Below are 16,838 nucleotides of genomic sequence, written 5' to 3'. Positions count from 1 at the left end.
CCCGCCGACGGCGGGTGGTTCCGTTACCGGTTGCCGGAGCGTCCGGTGGTGCTGCTCGGCGTGGTCGTCCCCCCAGACGACTTGCCGTTCTTCGTCGCAGCGGTGTCGCCGTGGTGGCCGTTGCCGCCCTGACCGATGGTGCCAGCGGCGACGTCCTTGCCCGGCACCGGGGTTCCGCTACCCGGGACCAGGGACGGAGCGGGCTTGCGCGTGGTGTCGCTCGGGCCCACCGGGACGGGGGTGGCGACGCCCTGGGGCACGACCTTCTTGTCCGTCGGCACCGGGGCCGGGACGGACTTGGCCGCGACGCTCGGCGCGACGGCGGCCGGGGCGGCCGGCGCGGACGGCAGCTGCAGGGTGATGCTGCTCTGCAGCGCGCCCGGGGACACCCAACCCGAGAGCGTACCGGCGTAGGACGAACCGAACCCGCCCGTTCCGATGGCGAGCTTCTGAGCAGTTCCGGTCGGCATGGTGGCCTGGACCTGAACGCCGGACGGCGCGTTCACGGTGACGGTGTTGCCGACCCGGTAGGCGGTGACCTGACCGGCGGCGATCGCGTTGTTCCAGGCCGCGCGGCGCTGGAACTCCTGGCCGATCTCGCGCTGGCTCAGGTTCACGATCGGGGCGCTGTCCGCGTGCAGCGAGCGGTAGGTGCCGAGGATCTTCTCCAGCACCGGGTACAGGATGCGGTCCTCGGACAGGTTCGACTGGTGCACGAAGTGCGGCCGCGGGTCGTTGTTCAGCACGTGGCCGAGGTCGATCCGGGCCTCCAGCGGCACGATGTACGACTGGTAGCCGGTGTTGACGTCCAGCGGCTGCGACAGGCAGGTCGAGTTGGCGTTGTTCTCGCAGACGCCGCTGCCGCCGTTGGCCTTGCTGGTGTAGATCCAGTTGTACTCGTCGGTCTCCTCCTTCGCCGTGGCGGCGTTGTAGAAGACGTTCATCGGGTACCGCGGCACGGTCAGCGTGGACGTGCCGACGGCCCGCTGGCCGGTCTCGCGGGAGGCGTCGCTGGCGGTGAACTTGATGCCGTTGGCGGCCAGCACCGGTGCCAGGTTCGGGTTGTCGCTGGTCTCCTGCGGGGCGGTCAGCAGCCCGGAGTGCTCACCGGTGACCAGGGTCTGCGGGTCGAACTGGAGGCCGCGCGCGGTGGCCCAGTCGGCGTTGTTCCTGATCTGGGTGTTGATGGTGTTCTGGTCGACCCAGACCGTGCCGCCCGCGGAGTTCTTGGAGCAGACCCACGGCACCACGGTGACGTTCTGGACGCAGCCCAGGTACGGGTGGGTGTAGGTGTGGTTGACCCACCGGTAGCTGCTCTGGTCGGCGATCATCTGGTCCACCGTGGGGTCGGCGGTGGTCTCGTGATCGGCCTTCCAGTCCTCGCTGCCGCCACCGTTGAACACCATGTCCAGGGTGAAGTTGTTGGCGGCCTGCCACTGCTTGAGGTGGTTGGCGTCGTCGACCGTCATCCGGATCGGGTTGGCGGTGTCCGGGGTGCCGGGCGGGCAGGTGACGTCGCCGGGGGTGCACTTGAGCGTGGTGTCCCAGCGGTCGTCGGCCAGGAACACGTCGTCCACGTGGGTGGCGAAGTAGTTGCGGTCGTAGCCGAGGTGGACGCCCTGGGTGAGCCAGTCGACCATGCCGCGGGCCAGCAGCCGGTACTGCTGCTGGTACTGGTTGTAGACGAACGTGACGACCAGTTCCTTGCGGCCGTCGTGGGTGTACTCGCCGACCAGCGAACCGCGGGCGGTCGTGTTGGGTATCGGCGCGTCGACCAGCGGGACGAACGAGGCGCCGGCCGGCAGGCTGGCGAGCGGAGTGGCCAGGTAGCCGTAGCTCTCGCTGACGGTCGAGTCGTTGTCCTCGAACGGGACGCTGCCCTTGAGGTACCCGAACGGGCCCGAAGTTCCGGCCGCGGTGGTGGCGCCCTGGAATCCGTCGAGAGTGCCGACGAATCCGGGATTCTGCGCGTAGTTCAGACCCACCGCCGGGTTGGCCCACGTGTACGCGTCGATCTGGCGGACGTTGAATGCGGCTTCGTAGCTCGCGATCGCCGCCATCTCGGCGGCACTGTTGGGGAAGGGGTTTTCATTGGGCAGCACGATGCCCTGGAACTTCCCCCGGGGCAGACCGTTCACCGTGTCGCTCAGGAAAGCGGAGTTGATCACGGGACGGTTGGTGTCATTGAGGCTGACGACCTTGTAGGGCGTGCCCTGGCTCTTCAGCTCCGCGGTGATGGCGGCGACGGACGGGCCGCCGTCGTCGACGACCAGGACGGTGAGGTCGATCCTGGGCGGTGTGGTCTCGCCATGGGCCAGGGTGGTCTGCAAGCCGCTGGCCAGTAGGACTGCCGCCGCGCACGCGGCGACTCTTCGGGTCGCTCGACCCATGGTGTTCCTCCCCTTGGGGCAGGCGCGGCGCTCCTCGACGCTCGCCTGCCCGTGTAGCTGTTCGCGGGCAGCAGGCTGCCCGGGCCCATCCTGGTCGAGGGACGGCGGTGCGAGGGACCAATTGGGCGAGAGTGCAGCGAACCTGTTACCAACGTTCATGGCGAAGCCACGAAGGCGCTGATTGTGACCGGAACCGTACCGGCGGCGCAAATAATGAATTGAAAATGAAAAACCGGAAGCTGGCTGCTACACGTGGTTACCGAGGGTGTGCTCAGTGGGGTGGGCGGGGCACCTGCACTGTCGTCGTTGCGCATGACACTCTTGCACATCCCGTCGCCCGGTTGGGCAGGTTCATGCAATATCGGGCAGCGCTGTGCCATGTGACAGTCCGAATATGCAATGGGGTGCTCACGTGGTAGATCAGCATACCGAGCCGGCGGGATTCCCGGGCGTACGGAATGCGTCACCGGAGCCCGGTAGAACGCCGCTGGTCGGACGCGGTCACGCTTTGCGCGGCGCGCCGAATGCCCGGGATCCGGGCGGGAGTCGCGCGGCTGAGGGGCGGATTCCGCGGCGCGGGGCGGCGTCGCGCGGCGATGGCCTGAAACCGCGTCACCGCCGAGGGCCTCGGCCGCTCGGCGGTGTGTGACGGACCGTCATGCACGGTCGGGGAAAGCGGAGTTCCGTTCCGCCGCGCCGGTCCGCGACGCGGGTCCCGCGGGGCGCCGGGCGGCCCGGGGGTCGAGCGGAGCCCGGCCCCCGTCTCCGGCGGCGGGCTCAGCCCTCGTTGATCAGTCCCTCGCGCAGCTGGGTGAGCGTGCGGGTGAGCAGCCGGGAGACGTGCATCTGGGAGATCCCGATCTCCTCGCCGATCTGAGACTGGGTCAGGTTGCCGAAGAACCGCAGCATGATGATCCGGCGCTCGCGCGGCGGCAGCTTGGCCAGCAGCGGCTTGAGCGACTCCCGGTACTCGACGCCCTCCAGCGCGAGGTCCTCGTAGCCGAGCCGGTCGGCCAGCGGCCCGTCGCTGTCCTCCTCGCCGGTGCTGGAGTCGAGCGAGCTGGCGGTGTACGCGTTCCCGACCGCGAGGCCCTCGACCACGTCCTCCTCGCTGACCCCCAGGCAGGCCGCCAGCTCGGCGACGGTGGGGGAGCGGTCCAGCCGCTGGGAGAGGTCGTCGCCGGCCTTGGTGAGCGCCAGCCGCAGCTCCTGGAGCCGCCGCGGCACCCGGACCGACCAGCTGGTGTCCCGGAAGAAGCGCTTGATCTCGCCCACCACGGTGGGCATCGCGAAGGTGGGGAACTCCACCCCGCGCTCCGGGTCGAACCGGTCGATCGCCTTGATCAGGCCGATGGTGCCGACCTGGACGATGTCCTCCATCGGCTCGTTGCGGCTGCGGAAGCGCGCCGAGGCGTACCGGACCAGCGGCAGGTTGAGCTCGATCAGGGTGTCGCGGACGTACGTGTGCTCGGCGCTGCCCGGGTCCAGCGCGGCCAGCCGCAGGAACAGCGAGCGGGACAGCGTCCGGGTGTCCAGCCCGGAGCCGGGCGGCGTCTCCGATCCCGCGCCGGGGCCGGGCGGCCGGACCGGTTCGACCCGCTGCCGCGGGACCAGGTCCTCGGCGACGGCCGTGCCGTTGGCCCGGCCGGCGTGGATCTCCGCAGTGCCCAGCTCTCCGGACATGCACCCACCCCCTTGTGACTGTCGGTTGAACGGGGACCGTCGCGCGGTGGTTCCCGGGCGAGGGCCTTCCCCCTCCATACCGGAACACGGTCCACGGCAAACCCGAACGTCGCAAGATGTCACGCCGGGGTAACTGGCTGCAATCTCACTCTTCCCAGGAGTTGCCGGTCCGAAGCCTGGTCAGGATCCGGGAGAGCAGCCGGGAGACGTGCATCTGGGACATCCCCAGCTCGGTGCTGATCTGGGACTGGGTCAGGTTGGCGAAGAACCGCAGCATCACGATCCGCCGCTCCCGCTCGGGGAGCTGGACCAGCAGGTGGCGGACCATGTCCCGGTGCTCGACCTCGGCCAGCGCGGAGTCCTCGTAGCCGAGCCGGTCGAGCAGGGCGAGCCCGCCCTCGTGCTCCTGCGCGGCCTCCAGGGAGGCGGCGTTGTAGGCCCGCCCGGCGTCCAGGCAGGCCCGCACGTCCTCCTCGGGGATCCGCAGGCTGGCGGCGATCTCGGGCACCTTGGGAACCCGTCCGTGCAGCACCGTCAGTTCCTCCATCGCGCCGCTGACCTGGACCCACAGCTCCTGGAGCCGGCGCGGGACGTGCATGGTGCGGACGTTGTCCCGGAAGTAGCGCTTGATCTCGCCCAGGATGGTCGGCAGCGCGTAGGTGGGGAACTGGACCCCGCGGCCGGGGTCGAAGCGGTCGATCGCGTTGATCAGGCCGATGGTGCCGACCTGGACGACGTCCTCCATCGGCTCGCTGCGGCTGCGGAAGCGGGTGGCCGCGTAGCGGACCAGCGGGATGTTGACCTCGATCAGGGCGGCCCGCACCCGCTCCCGCTCGGGGGCGTCGGGGGGCAGTTCGGCGAGCCGCTCGAACAGCACCCGGGTCAGCGTCCGGACGTCCACGGCGGGGCGGCCGCCGGGGCCGCGCAGCCGGTCCGGGCGGAGCTCGCCGGCCGGGCTGGTGATCGCAGCCAGCACTTCGTCCACGGACACCTCACCCCTCCCAAAGTCGTCAACGGCGGGCCCTGCGGATCGGGTGTCGCGGCTGGCTCAGTACCTCGCCATGTCCGGCAAAACCGGTCATAGCATCACAAGGTGGGCACAGGTCGGGCAAGCACCCGGCGGAGGTGTGTTGGTGGGCTGTTCAACCTTTCCCGGGCCGGCCGGCGAAGCGCCGCAAGGGTCGTTCCGGGGCAGAGCGAAGCGCCCCGCCCGGAGGTCGGGCGGGGCGCCGCGGTCCGTCCGGGGGAAGGGCCCGGGGTGCGTTCCGGACGGGCCGGGTCGGACGGACGGGGGTTCGGAGGGGGTTCGGACGGGAGTCCGACGGGGTCCGACGGGTGCTCAGACCTCGATGTCGGCGATCACCCAGGTGGCGAACTCGCGCCAGAGGCCGGCGGCGGCCTGGTGGTCCGGGTGGGTGAGGTAGGCCTGGAGCGCGTCCCGGTCCTCGACCAGGCTGTTGATCGCGTAGTCGTACGCGATGTCGCGCTCGGTGGTGTTCCAGCCGCACTCCCACTCGCGCAGCTCGGGGATCACCGCGCCGAGCGCGTCGAAGGCCTTGGCGCCGGCGAGCACGCGCTCTTCGTCCTTGCTGACGCCTTCGTTGAGCTTGAACAGGACCAGGTGGCGGATCACGATTGCCGCTCCTCGCGGACGGGGACAGAGGGTCCCGCTCACCGTAGCCGGTGCACGGGGGCCGACCGCCACCGGAAGGGGTGGGAGCCGTCCGTCACTTGATCAGACCGGTCATGAAGGTGCCGACCGCCTTGGCGGCGTTCGAGATCCCCTCGAACCCGAGCTGGACCAGCTCGGCGGACCGGGAGGGCGAGGTGATGATCGAGTAGAGCACGAAGATGAGCAGGAGGGCCATGCCGATCTTCTTCGCCTGCGCCATCGGGTGACCTGCCTCCCAGCCGTGGGCCGCCGTCATCCGGTCCCCGAGCGGCCTGCAGGTGGCAGCTTATCCACCCGGACGGGCTATCAAGTGTGCGACGCGTTCGGCCGGCGGGACGAAGGTCCCCGTCAGTGGGGCCTTTCTCCGGGTGCCCCGTCGCGGGCCGGGCGGCAGGATGGAAGACGTACCGAGGATCTGGCAGGAATCCCCGGTGCGTGGATCCGGAGCTCCCCGCTGTGGGACCGGTCGCCGCGGCTTCCCCCCGACGCGGCGCCGGTTGTGGGACTCCGCCGGGGGAGCGGTCAGTCCCCCCGAGCCGCTCCCCCTCCAGGCTCCGTACGGACCGGGCACCGGTGGTCATCGGCCCGGGGTGCGGAGCCGTTCTCTTTTCCCTTCCGGCGCCGGCCCCTGCGCCGAACCAGGACGACCGTGAGCCGCGACGGCCGCGAGCCGGGACAAACGCCGAGGGCCCGTCCGGATCGGACGGGCCCTCGGGCTTTCGAGCGGTAGCGGTGGGATTCGAACCCACGGTGGAGTTGCCCCCACACACGCTTTCGAGGCGTGCTCCTTTGGCCGCTCGGACACGCTACCGAGAGGAACTCTACCGGAGGGGTGGCGCAGTCACGAAATCCGTATCGCCGCGGCGGCCGGCGGGCCTTCAGCGGTGGGTGTCGAAGAAGGCGCGCAGCTGCTCACCGCACTCCTCGGCGAGGACGCCCCAGATCACCTCGGGGCGGTGGTTGAGCCGGCGGTCGCGCATCACGTCGAAGAGCGAGCCGGCCGCGCCGGCCTTCTCGTCGAGGGCGCCGTAGACCACCCGGTCGATCCGGGACAGCACGATGGCGCCCGCGCACATGGTGCACGGCTCCAGCGTGACGACCAGCGTGCAGCCGTTCAGCCGCCACGCCCCGGTCTTCTCGGCGGCCTGCCGGATCGCGACCACCTCGGCGTGCGCGGTCGGGTCGCCGACCGCCTCGCGCTCGTTGTGGCCGCGTCCGATCACCTCGCCGTCCGGGTCCAGGACGAGCGCCCCGACCGGCACGTCCCCGGTGGCCGGCGCCAGCGCGGCCTCGGCCATCGCGAGGCGCATCGGCGCCGCCCAGCGGTCGCGGACCGGATCGGGGCGGACGGGGGCCGGCAGCGGGGGGACGTGCGGGACGGTCAGCTGGGTGGATACGGGCTGCATGGGATCCAGTGTCGGGTATCCGGTGGTGGACACCGGCATGACCGACCCCGCTACCGGACGGCCTCCAGGACCTCGCCGCAGCCGAGGGCCTCGGCGATCTCCTCCAGGGCGTCGCCCGGGACGGCGCCCTCGCCGCTGAGCGCGAGCAGCTCGTCGGAGGCGAGGCCGAACTCGGTGAGCAGGTGGGCGTCGCCCAGCGGGCCGACCGGGACGCCGCCGCGGGCGTCGGCGTCCTCCTCGTCCTGCTCCTCGGCCTCCTCGGTCTCGTCCAGCAGGTGGTCCAGGTCGCCGAACTCGCTCTCGCCGGCCTGGTCGACCAGCTCGTCGGTGAGGACGGAGCCGTAGGAGCTGCGGGCGGCCGCGGCGCCGTCCGACACGAAGATCCGCGGGTCCTCCTCGCCGTCCACGCGGACGATGGCGAACCAGGCGTCCTCCTGTTCGATGAAGATCAGGACGCTGTCGTCGTCCTGGGCGCAGTCGCGGGCCAGGTCGGCCAGATCGGCCAGGGTTTCGACGTCGTCGAGCTCCGTCTCGCTCACATCCCACCCGTCCTCGGTGCGAGCAAGCACTGCAGCGAAGTACGCCACCAGGGACACTCCCAAGATCATCGGTCTCGGCTGTCGGCGCGCACGGGCAACGCGGAAATCTGGCCGCCCCCGCGCCAGAGGCGGTCCGCTTGTTCGGACCGTCCCATCGGAATCGTGACAGAAAGCCCGCCCTCGCGGGGGGTGTTCGGCAGCGCGTCTTTGCAGGTCGTGTCGGAAGGACCGGGGTGGCGGACGGTGAAGTCGGGCCGCGGCGGTCCGAGGCCGGTCGAAATTTGCTCCGAACGCCCGAGGGAGCCGCGCCGGGCCGTTTCCGGCACCGCCGGAGTGCCCGAGGGGCGTCCGAGGGGCGTCCGAGGGGCGCGCGTCAGGATCCTGTCAGGGCGGCGAGGGGCGGCGAGGGGTGGTGCGGGGCGGCGAGGGGCGGGCGGGCCTCGCCCGGCGGATCTTCGCCGGGCCGGGTCAGATCCGGAAGGTTCGCATCCGCATCGCCTCGCGCATCCGCCGCTCCTTGGTCCGCCGGGGCTGGACCCGCTCCCGCAGCTCGCGGGCCTCGGTGAGCTCGCGCAGGAAGACGGCCCGCCGCCTGCGGCGCTCCGCCTCGGTCTCCGGGTGGTCGTATGGCGGGCCCGGGCTGCGGCCCGACCCGTCGACGGGCTCGTCCATCGAGCCGTCCCCGGCGTTCGGGTTGCTCGTCATAAGACGTGACATTCCCAGAACGGTCCGGTTGATACCACAGGAGGCACATCCGTCCGGACATTCGCGGCAGGTCACGGCGTGCCACGGAAACATCACCCGGACCGACGCCCGGCTGGGGCACGGCGGGTCGTACACCCGTCCAGGACCGGGCTAACCTCGGTACATGCGTCTCCACGTCGTCGACCACCCCCTGGTCGCCCACAAGCTCTCCACCCTGCGCGACGAGCGCACCGACTCGCCGACCTTCCGTCGCCTGACCGACGAGCTGGTGACCCTCCTCGCCTACGAGGCCACCCGCGACGTCCGCACCGACGAGGTGGAGATCACCACGCCCGTCGCGGTCACGCTGGGTACCCGGCTCAGCTACCCGCGCCCGCTGGTGGTCCCGATCCTGCGGGCCGGCCTCGGCATGCTGGACGGGATGACCCGCCTGCTGCCGACCGCCGAGGTGGGCTTCCTCGGCATGGTCCGCAACGAGGAGACCCTGGAGGCCTCCACCTACGCCACCCGGATGCCGGACGACCTCTCCGGCCGCCAGGTCTACGTGCTCGACCCGATGCTGGCCACCGGCGGCACCCTGGTCGCCGCGATCAGGATGCTGATCGAGCGCGGCGCCACCGACGTCACCGCCGTGGTGCTGCTGGCCGCCCCCGAGGGCGTCGAGGTGATGGAGCGGGAGCTGGCGGGCCTGCCGGTCACCGTGGTCACCGCCGCCGTGGACGAGCGGCTCAACGAGAACGGCTACATCGTCCCCGGCCTGGGGGACGCGGGCGACCGGCTGTACGGCACGGCCGGCTGAGCCCTCCCCGCCCGAACCACCGAACACCGAGAGCCCCCGGCAGCGCGTCTGCCGGGGGCTCTCGGTGTCCGGCGGCTCAGCAGCTGCCGGTGGCGGTCGGGGTGGGGGAGGGCTTGGTGGCCAGGGCGAGGGCGGCGGCCGCCTGGGTCTCGTCCAGCAGGGCGTTGTAGCTGTCGCCGATGACGAAGTCCACGGTGGCGTCGGCGCGGGCGTCGGCGGTGACGGCGGCACCGGCGATCTGCGAGCCGACCAGGGTGCCCGCGCCGGCGCCGGCCGGACCGGCGATCACCTGGGCGGTGCCGGGCACCTTCTTGTCCAGCTCGGCCGGGGCGTTGCCGACCTTGCCGATGACGAAGCCGCGCTTCTTGAACTCCTCGGCCGTCCGGCCGGCCAGACCGGCCTTGGTGGTGGCGTTGTAGATGTTCACGGTGACGGCCGAGGCCTGCGGGACGGCGTGCGGGTCGCCCTGGGCGGCGGCGGGCGCGTCGGCGGCGGGGGCGCCCGGGGTGGCCCCCGGCGTCGGGGCGGCCAGTGCCTTGCCGGACGGGGTCGCGCAGGCCTGGGCCGAGGCGTTCTTGTTCCTGCCGGTGAAGATGTCGTACAGCTGCACGCCGCCGAGCGCGATCAGGGCCAGGGCGAGCAGGCCGGCGAGCCCGGCGATCACCTTGCGGCTCTTCTTCGGGGGCCGGCCCAACCGCGGGTAGGTGGTGCCGGTGACGCGGTACTGCTTCCCCTTGAGACCTCGGGGAGTCAACATGCTCACGGTTTGTCTCCCCCTCGTACCAGGGCGGGGTCGGGATGACGGATCGGCCGGGTGGGGGCCTCCCCCGGTGCGGGCGGAATCCCCTGGTCGTGGCCGTAGTCAGCAGCGTAGTGCCGTACGGCGTCGAAGGTACTAAACGATCATCATCTGGCGTACCCCGGTACCCGAAAGGGGGTACCGGGGTACGCGCGGACCGCCCTCCGCCGGGTGGCGAGGGGGCGGTCCGGAAAGCCCGTGGTGGTCCGACGGCCCTGTGCGGAGGGGTCCCTGCGGCGGGGGTCCGTCACTCCATCTCGAGGACGCGGGCGTGCAGCACCTGGCGCTGCTGCAACGCGGCCCGGACGGCCCGGTGCAGGCCGTCCTCCAGGTAGAGGTCGCCGTGCCACTTCACCACGTGGGCGAAGAGGTCCCCGTAGAACGTGGAGTCCTCGGCCAGAAGGGTTTCGAGGTCGAGTTGACCCTTGGTGGTCACCAGCTGGTCGAGCCGCACCGGGCGCGGGGCGACGTCAGCCCACTGGCGGGTGCTCGTCCGGCCGTGATCCGGGTACGGCCGCCCATTGCCGATGCGCTTGAAGATCACACGGAAAGCCTACCGTTTGGGCGGCGGATGGCGCAGCAGCCGCGGCGCCGCCACGCGCGCCGGTGTGAACTGCGCATGGACGAATGCGGCTGTTTGATGGGAAATGTCGCGAACATCGCTCGATTCCGATCGGGTTCCGCGTCGATGCCGAAGCGTTCCGAAGCGTTCCGATCCGCTCAGGAGTGTGCACCGATGTCCTCCGACCTCACCCCGCCGGCCGTACGGGAGATCGCCGACGGGTACGCCTTCACCGGTCCCGCCCTCGACCTCGGCGCCGTGCTGCTGGACGGCACCGCGTACCCGGACGCCCCGGTGCGCATCCCGCTGGGCGTGCTCAACCGGCACGGGCTGGTCGCCGGGGCCACCGGCACCGGGAAGACCAAGACCCTCCAGCTGATCGCCGAACAGCTCTCCGGGCAGGGCGTGCCGGTGTTCCTGGCCGACATCAAGGGGGACGTCTCCGGCGTCGCCGCGCCCGGGGCACCGAGCGAGCGGACCGCCGCCCGGGCCGCCGAGGTGGGGCAGCAGTGGGCGCCGCAGGGCTGCCCGGCCGAGTTCTACGCGCTCGGCGGTCAGGGCGTCGGCATCCCGATCCGGGCCACCGTCACCAGCTTCGGACCGCTGCTGCTGGCCAAGGTGCTCGACCTGAACGAGACCCAGGAGTCCTCGCTCAGCCTGGTGTTCCACTACGCCGACGGCAAGGGCCTGGAGCTCTACGACCTCAAGGACCTCACCGCGGTGATCGCCTTCCTCGCCTCGCCCGAGGGCAAGGAGGAGCTGCGGACCATCGGCGGGCTCTCGGCGGCCACCGCCGGGGTGATCCTGCGCGCGCTCACCGTGCTGGCGAACGAGGGCGCCGGAGCGTTCTTCGGCGAGCCCGAGTTCGACACCGCCGAGCTGCTGCGGACCACCGCGGACGGGAAGGGGGTGGTCTCGGTGCTGGAGCTGCCCGCGGTGCAGGACCGGCCGCGGCTGTTCTCCACCTTCCTGATGTGGCTGCTCGCCGACCTCTACCAGGAGCTGCCCGAGGTGGGCGACCTCGACAAGCCCAAACTGGTGTTCTTCTTCGACGAGGCGCACCTGCTGTTCAAGGGCGCCTCCAAGGCCTTCCTGGAGGCGATCACCCAGACCGTGCGGCTGATCCGCTCCAAGGGCGTCGGCATCTTCTTCGTGACCCAGACGCCGCGGGACGTCCCGTCCGACGTGCTGGCGCAGCTGGGCAACCGGGTGCAGCACGCGCTGCGCGCCTTCACCCCGGACGACGCCAAGGCGCTCAAGGCCACCGTCTCGACCTTCCCGCGCTCCCCGTACGACCTCGGGGAGGTGCTGACCTCGCTGGGCACCGGCGAGGCCGTGGTCACCGTCCTCTCCGAGAAGGGCGCGCCGACGCCGGTCGCCGCGACCAGGCTGCGGGCGCCGCGGTCGCTGATGGGGCCGATCGAGGCGACGGCCCTGCGGGCGGCGGTGGACGCCTCGCCGCTGACGGCGCGCTACCGGGACGCGGTCGACCGGGAGTCGGCGTACGAGAAGCTGGCGGCGCGCGCCCCCCGGCCGGAGGCGGCGCCCACCGGGCGTCCCGCGCCGGCTCCGGCGCCCGCCGAGCGGGTGCCGGCGGAGCGGCCCGCGCCGTCCCCGTCGCGGCGGGAGGAGCCCCAGGGCGCGGGCGGGCTGCTCGGGTCGCTGCTGAGCAACCCGACCGTGAAGTCCTTCGCGCGCTCGGCCGGGAAGCAGCTCGGGCAGGAGATCTCGCGCAGCCTGTTCGGGACGTCCAAGCGGCGGCGCTGAGCGGCCGGCCGGCGGGTACGGCGCGGGCCGGCCGGCCGGATCGGTGCCGGGCCGGCCGGTCAGCCCGTCGGCCGGTCAGTCGGTCAGCCCGTCGGCCGGTCAGTCGGAGAGCGCGGCGCCGATCCGGTCCAGGGAGGACAGCCGCATCAGGCCGTAGTGGTAGAACTCCACCTCGGGGACGCCGAGTTCGCGCAGGGTGGCGATCTTGGCGGCGAGGTTCTCCGGGCCGTCGCAGTCGGAGGACATCGGGCGCAGGACCACCGCCATGGACGTCGGGCGGACGCCGTGCAGGGCGAAGGCGGCGATCCTCTCCCGGACCGCCTCCGGGGTCCGCGCGTAGCCGAGGGTCTCGATCTGGTCGGTGACCTGCGCGAGGGCCGGGAGGTCGATGCCGGCGAGCCAACCCCGGCCCGGGCCGCCGCCGTCCATGAAGCTCAGCCGCATGCCGTGCCGGCGGGCCTGCTCGGTGAGTTCGGCGGCCAGCGAGGTGACGGTGGCGGCGGAGGCGTCCACGTAGGCGGCGAAGGCGCCGTCGGCGAGGGCGCTCAGGTCGGCGGGCTCGGCGGCCGCGGACTCGTCGGCCAGCCGGCGGCGCAGCTCGGCGCGGACCGCCTCGGCCACCTCCTCGGCGGGGACGCCGGCGCCGGTGGCGGCGGCGCGGCAGTGCGGGCAGAAGCAGACCCCGAGCAGGGCCTCGGCGGTCGGGCCCAGCTCCTCGAAGTAGCGCTCGTGGTGGTAGCCGTGGCGCAGGCCGTGGAAGTGCAGGGACTCGGCGCGGATCGCGTCCACGCCGTACCGGGCCAGTTCGGCGACCAGGGTCAGCGCGTACTCCCGGACCTCCGGGTTCGCCGGGCAGAGTTCGGTGAGGTGGCGGTCGCCGAAGGCGTTGGCCGGGGCGCAGTCGGGGTGGGCGAAGCCGAGCCGGTCGTTGTGGCAGAAGACCGTCCAGGCGTGCAGCTTCAGGTCGCGGCGGTGGGCCTCCTCGGCGGCCTCCGCGAAGGGGTCGCGCTCGCCCAGCGCGGTGGACGGGACGGGGGCGAGGCGGCGGCCCAGCCAGCGGACCGGGTCGGGGCGGAAGTAGGCCGCGCCCGGCTCCAGGTAGCGGACCACCCGGCGGGGGTTGTGCGGGAAGACGTCGCGGGCCTGGTGGTAGACCGAGGCGAGGGTGACGCCGCCGACCCCGGCGCGGTCGGTGAGGTTGCCGAAGAAGGTGTCGGCGCCCTCGTCGAGCAGGTCGGTGGCGAAGGCGAGGACGGACGACTCCACAGTGCGGCTCCGGAGCTGGGGGAGGGTGAGCCGTCCACGCTAGCCGGAGGGGTGGAATTGGTCTATACCTGATGCCCCGGGTGGCGCTCCCTCGGTGGGTTCACAGGCCGAGCTCGTCCAGCTGCTTGAGCAGGGCGGATCCGGGGCTGTCCGGGGCCGCCTGCCGCTTCGCGGCCGACCGCGGGCCCTGCCCGGCGTCCGGTCGGTCGCGCAGCAGGACGGCGGCGGCCAGTCCGCCGATCAGCCCGCCGAGGTGGCCCAGCCAGCTGACGCCCGGGGTGACCGGCAGCACCCCGATCAGGATGGTCGAGTAGACCACCGCGACGGCGATGCCGACCACCGCGTCCAGCACGTTGCGGTCCAGGACCCCGCGCAGCACCACGTAGCCCAGATAGCCGTAGACCATGCCGCTCGCGCCGGCCGTCACGGTGTTCGGGCTCTCCAGCAGCCAGACCAGCAGCCCGCCGGACACCGCGATCACCAGGCTGGCCAGCAGGAACTTCCTCATGCCGCGGTAGGCGGACAGGAAACCGAGCACGAACAGCGGCCAGGAGTTGGCCTCGATGTGGCCCCAGCTGAAGTGCAGGAACGGCGAGGTGAACATCTCCGGCAGGTCACCGACCTGCTCCGAGCGCAGGCCGAACTCCCGCGACAGCCCGTAGTCGTCCAGCCAGTTGAGCACCTGCACGGACCAGATGACGACCTGGAGGCCGAGCATGGTGAACAGCGCGCGGCGGGAGTCGGCGAACAGCTGGGCGAATTTGGCGGCCATGCCCCCGACTGTAGGGGCGCGGGGAGCGTGCATGCACCCCATTACAGTGACCCGTGTCATCCCGTCCGTGAGAGGTGGTCACCCCATGAGCAAGCGCGCTCCGCTGCCGTACGAGTTCCTGCCGCAGGTGCCGTCGTTCCCGCTGAGCAGCCAGGACATCACCGAAGGCGGCACGCTGGGCCGGGAGTTCATCCACGGCGGCGGCAACCTGTCGCCGCAGCTGGCCTGGTCGGACCTGCCGGAGGGCACTCGGAGCATCGCGGTCACCTGCTACGACCCGGACGCGCCGACCGGCTCCGGCTGGTGGCACTGGCTCGCCCTCGGCCTGCCCGCCGACACCACCGAACTGCCGCGCGGCGCCGGCTCCTCGGACGCCACCCTGCCCGGCGACGCCTCCTTCCACGGCCGCAACGACTTCCCGGACAACCGGTACGACGGCGCCGCCCCGCCGCCCGGCGCGCCGCACCGCTACGTCTTCGCGGTGCACGCGCTGGACGTCGAGAAGCTGGACGTCGCCGCCGACACCCCGCCCGCCCAGGTGGGCTTCCACCTCACCTTCCACACCCTGGGCCGGGCGCTGCTGACCGCCGAGTACGGGGTCTGAGCGATGGCGATACCCGATCGTCCGGTCGAGGTCTGGCGGCTGCCCGAGGAGGACCGGAAGGCCGGCCGCCGGGCCCTGACCTGGACGGTCGGGCCGGACGGCGAGCTGGCCGTCCTGGTGGTGCCGGAGCAGTTCGCGGCACCGGCCGGGTCGTGGCCGGAGGCCGGGCTCCCGTACGACGCCGAGGTGGTCGTGCGCGGCCCGCAGGGCGAGTGGCGGGTGCCGCTGTCCGGGGTCGGGGTCCCGCCCGACCTCCTGGCGCTGCTGCCGGGCGGGCGGGTGCTGCTGGCCGGGTGCCGGGCCGAGGAGTCGGCGGACGGCTGGGAGCGCAACGGCCTGGTGTTCGGGCCGGACGGCAGCCCGGCCCGGGAGCTGCAACTCGGCGACGACGTCCAGGCGTTGACCACCGACCGGGACGGCCGGATCTGGCTGGCCTTCGGGGACGAGGGCAACTGCGGCGACAACCCGCTGGCCCAGTGCGGCCTGCTCGGGCTGGACACCGCCGGGCGGATCATCTGGCGGCCGGACTTCAGGGAGCTGGGCGACGAACCGCTGGAGGGCCTCGCTGCCGCCACGGAGGGACGGCGGACCTGGCTGGCCTGGTACGGGGAGCGCAGCCACCTCACCGGTATCGACCCCGCCGAGGGCAAGCCCGTCGTCATGCGGCTGCCGGCCCGGCAGCCGGTGGGCTTCGCGATCGCCGGGGAGCGCGCCGTGTTCCTCCAGTCCGGCGGCGAGCTGCTGCGCTGTGAGCGGGAGAGCCGGAAGGGCTGGCGGGAGGTGCGCCGCGAGCGGGTGAGCGGCCTCGGCGAGCTCGACCGCCGCCGCGCGTACGGCCGGGACGGCGTGCTCTGGTTCCGCTTCGGCAACGGCTGGTACCGGGTCGGGGTCTAGGCGTCCTGTCCCGCCGCGTGGGCGGCGCGGGCCGCCAGTCCGCGCAGGTGCTCGCGCAGCGCGGGCGGCTCGTGCACCTCGAAGGCGCAGCCCAGCGAGAGCAGCCGCATCGCCGTCCACTCCAGGGAGTCGGTGCGGGAGCGGAGCCGGCAGCTGTGCCCGTCGATCGGCTCGACCTCGCAGTCGCCCGGCCGGAGGCTGTGGCGGACCCGCTCGGCCGGGGCGTGCACGGTGGCGACCACGGTGCCGCTCGGTGACGGGCGGCGCAGCTTGCCCGCCACGTACGCGGCGGCGTCCTCGGCGGGGAGCGGGCGCGGGGTGAAGCGGACGCCGGTGGCGGCCGGGCCGTTCACCCGGTCGACCCGGAAGAGCCGCCAGTCCTCGCGGTCCAGGTCGTAGCCCACCAGGTACCAGCGGCGGCCGACCGAGACCAGCCGCTCGGGCTCGACCCGCCGCCTGGTCTCGGCGCCGTCGTACGCGCGGTAGCCGAAGCGCAGCCACTCCCGGGCGGTGACGGCGCGGGCGAGCACCGTGAGGTCCTCCGGGTCGACGGTCGGGCCGTCCCCGGTGAGCAGCGGCACGGTGGCGGAGTTGAGCGTCCCGACCCGCTGCCGCAGCCGGCTCGGCAGCACCTGGAGCAGCTTGCCGAGCGCCCGTACCGAGGCCTCCTCGATGCCGACCACGGCGTGCCCGGCCGCGGCGCGCAGCCCGACCGCGATGGCCACCGCCTCCTCGTCGTCCAGCAGCAGCGGGGGCATCGCCGTGCCCGCGACCAGCCGGTACCCGCCGTCCGCGCCCATGCTGGCCCGCACCGGGTAGCCGAGCTCGCGCAGCCGGTCGATGTCGCGCCGGATGGTGCGGGGGCTGACGCCGAGCCGCTCGGCGAGCTCGCTGCCGGGCCACTCGCGCGGGGTCTGCAGCAGGGACAGGAGGCTCAGCAACCGGGCCGGGGTGTCACTCATGCCCTCCAGCATGCCCGA

The 16,838-nt window shown here is 72.5% G+C and carries 17 protein-coding genes and 1 tRNA gene; 4 read left to right on the top strand and 14 right to left on the bottom strand.

Annotated elements, in window-relative coordinates:
• Positions 1-23: 23 nt before the first annotated feature.
• The 9 genes from ACFWP2_RS27095 to ACFWP2_RS27055 form a co-directional block, all read right to left on the bottom strand.
• Positions 24-2,390, bottom strand: a complete 2,367-nt coding sequence (locus ACFWP2_RS27095; RefSeq protein ID WP_380456018.1) for a hypothetical protein — start codon at positions 2,388-2,390, stop codon at positions 24-26.
• Positions 2,391-3,167: 777 nt separating this feature from the next.
• Positions 3,168-4,073, bottom strand: coding sequence for an RNA polymerase sigma factor SigF (locus ACFWP2_RS27090; protein ID WP_380456015.1), 906 nt, complete (start codon positions 4,071-4,073; stop codon positions 3,168-3,170).
• Between the two features lie 145 nt (positions 4,074-4,218).
• Positions 4,219-5,058, bottom strand: a complete 840-nt coding sequence (locus ACFWP2_RS27085) for an RNA polymerase sigma factor SigF (protein WP_079272046.1) — start codon at positions 5,056-5,058, stop codon at positions 4,219-4,221.
• Positions 5,059-5,412: 354 nt separating this feature from the next.
• A complete protein-coding gene (locus ACFWP2_RS27080) occupies positions 5,413-5,706 on the bottom strand; it encodes a Dabb family protein (RefSeq protein ID WP_360351558.1) in 294 nt (97 codons plus the stop codon).
• 94 nt (positions 5,707-5,800) lie between these two features.
• Complete coding sequence (locus ACFWP2_RS27075) at positions 5,801-6,001, bottom strand: hypothetical protein (RefSeq protein WP_360351613.1); 201 nt, start codon at positions 5,999-6,001, stop codon at positions 5,801-5,803.
• A gap of 468 nt (positions 6,002-6,469) precedes the next feature.
• Positions 6,470-6,556, bottom strand: a tRNA-Ser gene (locus ACFWP2_RS27070).
• Between the two features lie 67 nt (positions 6,557-6,623).
• Positions 6,624-7,151, bottom strand: a complete 528-nt coding sequence (tadA, locus tag ACFWP2_RS27065) for a tRNA adenosine(34) deaminase TadA (RefSeq protein ID WP_380456010.1) — start codon at positions 7,149-7,151, stop codon at positions 6,624-6,626.
• Between the two features lie 50 nt (positions 7,152-7,201).
• On the bottom strand, positions 7,202-7,759 hold the full coding sequence (locus ACFWP2_RS27060; RefSeq protein ID WP_380456007.1) for a tRNA adenosine deaminase-associated protein: 558 nt from the start codon (positions 7,757-7,759) through the stop codon (positions 7,202-7,204).
• A gap of 399 nt (positions 7,760-8,158) precedes the next feature.
• The gene (locus tag ACFWP2_RS27055; protein WP_359913963.1) at positions 8,159-8,362 is read right to left on the bottom strand and encodes a hypothetical protein; all 204 of its coding nucleotides are present in this window, start codon (positions 8,360-8,362) and stop codon (positions 8,159-8,161) included.
• A 196-nt stretch (positions 8,363-8,558) separates the two neighbouring features.
• Here ACFWP2_RS27055 and upp point away from each other — a divergent pair, with 196 nt between their 5' ends.
• Entirely contained in the window at positions 8,559-9,194 is a 636-nt protein-coding gene (upp, locus tag ACFWP2_RS27050; protein WP_049650159.1) for a uracil phosphoribosyltransferase, read from the top strand.
• A gap of 76 nt (positions 9,195-9,270) precedes the next feature.
• Here upp and ACFWP2_RS27045 read toward each other — a convergent pair whose 3' ends face one another.
• Positions 9,271-9,951 carry a LytR C-terminal domain-containing protein gene (locus ACFWP2_RS27045; protein WP_380456219.1) on the bottom strand — a complete coding sequence of 227 codons (681 nt, stop codon included), beginning with the start codon at positions 9,949-9,951 and terminating at the stop codon, positions 9,271-9,273.
• Between the two features lie 289 nt (positions 9,952-10,240).
• Positions 10,241-10,537 carry a type II toxin-antitoxin system VapB family antitoxin gene (locus tag ACFWP2_RS27040; protein ID WP_030061387.1) on the bottom strand — a complete coding sequence of 99 codons (297 nt, stop codon included), beginning with the start codon at positions 10,535-10,537 and terminating at the stop codon, positions 10,241-10,243.
• Positions 10,538-10,729: 192 nt separating this feature from the next.
• Between ACFWP2_RS27040 and ACFWP2_RS27035 the strand changes: the two genes are divergently transcribed.
• Complete coding sequence (locus ACFWP2_RS27035; RefSeq protein WP_380456003.1) at positions 10,730-12,322, top strand: helicase HerA-like domain-containing protein; 1,593 nt, start codon at positions 10,730-10,732, stop codon at positions 12,320-12,322.
• Between the two features lie 99 nt (positions 12,323-12,421).
• On the opposite strand, the gene ACFWP2_RS27030 is transcribed toward ACFWP2_RS27035, so the two are convergent.
• Both ACFWP2_RS27030 and ACFWP2_RS27025 read right to left on the bottom strand, forming a co-directional pair.
• Positions 12,422-13,588 (bottom strand): hypothetical protein, encoded by a 1,167-nt coding sequence (locus tag ACFWP2_RS27030; RefSeq protein ID WP_380456000.1) that lies wholly within the window; start codon positions 13,586-13,588, stop codon positions 12,422-12,424.
• Positions 13,589-13,688: 100 nt separating this feature from the next.
• A complete protein-coding gene (locus ACFWP2_RS27025; protein ID WP_380455996.1) occupies positions 13,689-14,360 on the bottom strand; it encodes a rhomboid family intramembrane serine protease in 672 nt (223 codons plus the stop codon).
• A gap of 85 nt (positions 14,361-14,445) precedes the next feature.
• On the opposite strand from ACFWP2_RS27025, the gene ACFWP2_RS27020 reads away from it, so the two are divergent.
• Both ACFWP2_RS27020 and ACFWP2_RS27015 read left to right on the top strand, forming a co-directional pair.
• The gene (locus ACFWP2_RS27020) at positions 14,446-14,964 is read left to right on the top strand and encodes a YbhB/YbcL family Raf kinase inhibitor-like protein (RefSeq protein ID WP_380455994.1); all 519 of its coding nucleotides are present in this window, start codon (positions 14,446-14,448) and stop codon (positions 14,962-14,964) included.
• Positions 14,965-14,967: 3 nt separating this feature from the next.
• On the top strand, positions 14,968-15,858 hold the full coding sequence (locus ACFWP2_RS27015; protein WP_380455992.1) for a hypothetical protein: 891 nt from the start codon (positions 14,968-14,970) through the stop codon (positions 15,856-15,858).
• Here ACFWP2_RS27015 and ACFWP2_RS27010 read toward each other — a convergent pair.
• Entirely contained in the window at positions 15,855-16,820 is a 966-nt protein-coding gene (locus ACFWP2_RS27010; RefSeq protein ID WP_380455990.1) for a helix-turn-helix transcriptional regulator, read from the bottom strand. The genes ACFWP2_RS27015 and ACFWP2_RS27010 overlap by 4 nt on opposite strands.
• Between the last annotated feature and the right edge of the window lie 18 nt (positions 16,821-16,838).

Source organism: Kitasatospora sp. NPDC058444 (genome assembly GCF_042721415.1).
In the GTDB taxonomy this organism is placed as follows: Bacteria; Actinomycetota; Actinomycetes; order Streptomycetales; family Streptomycetaceae; genus Kitasatospora.
This window is presented reverse-complemented; position numbering and strand designations above follow the sequence as displayed.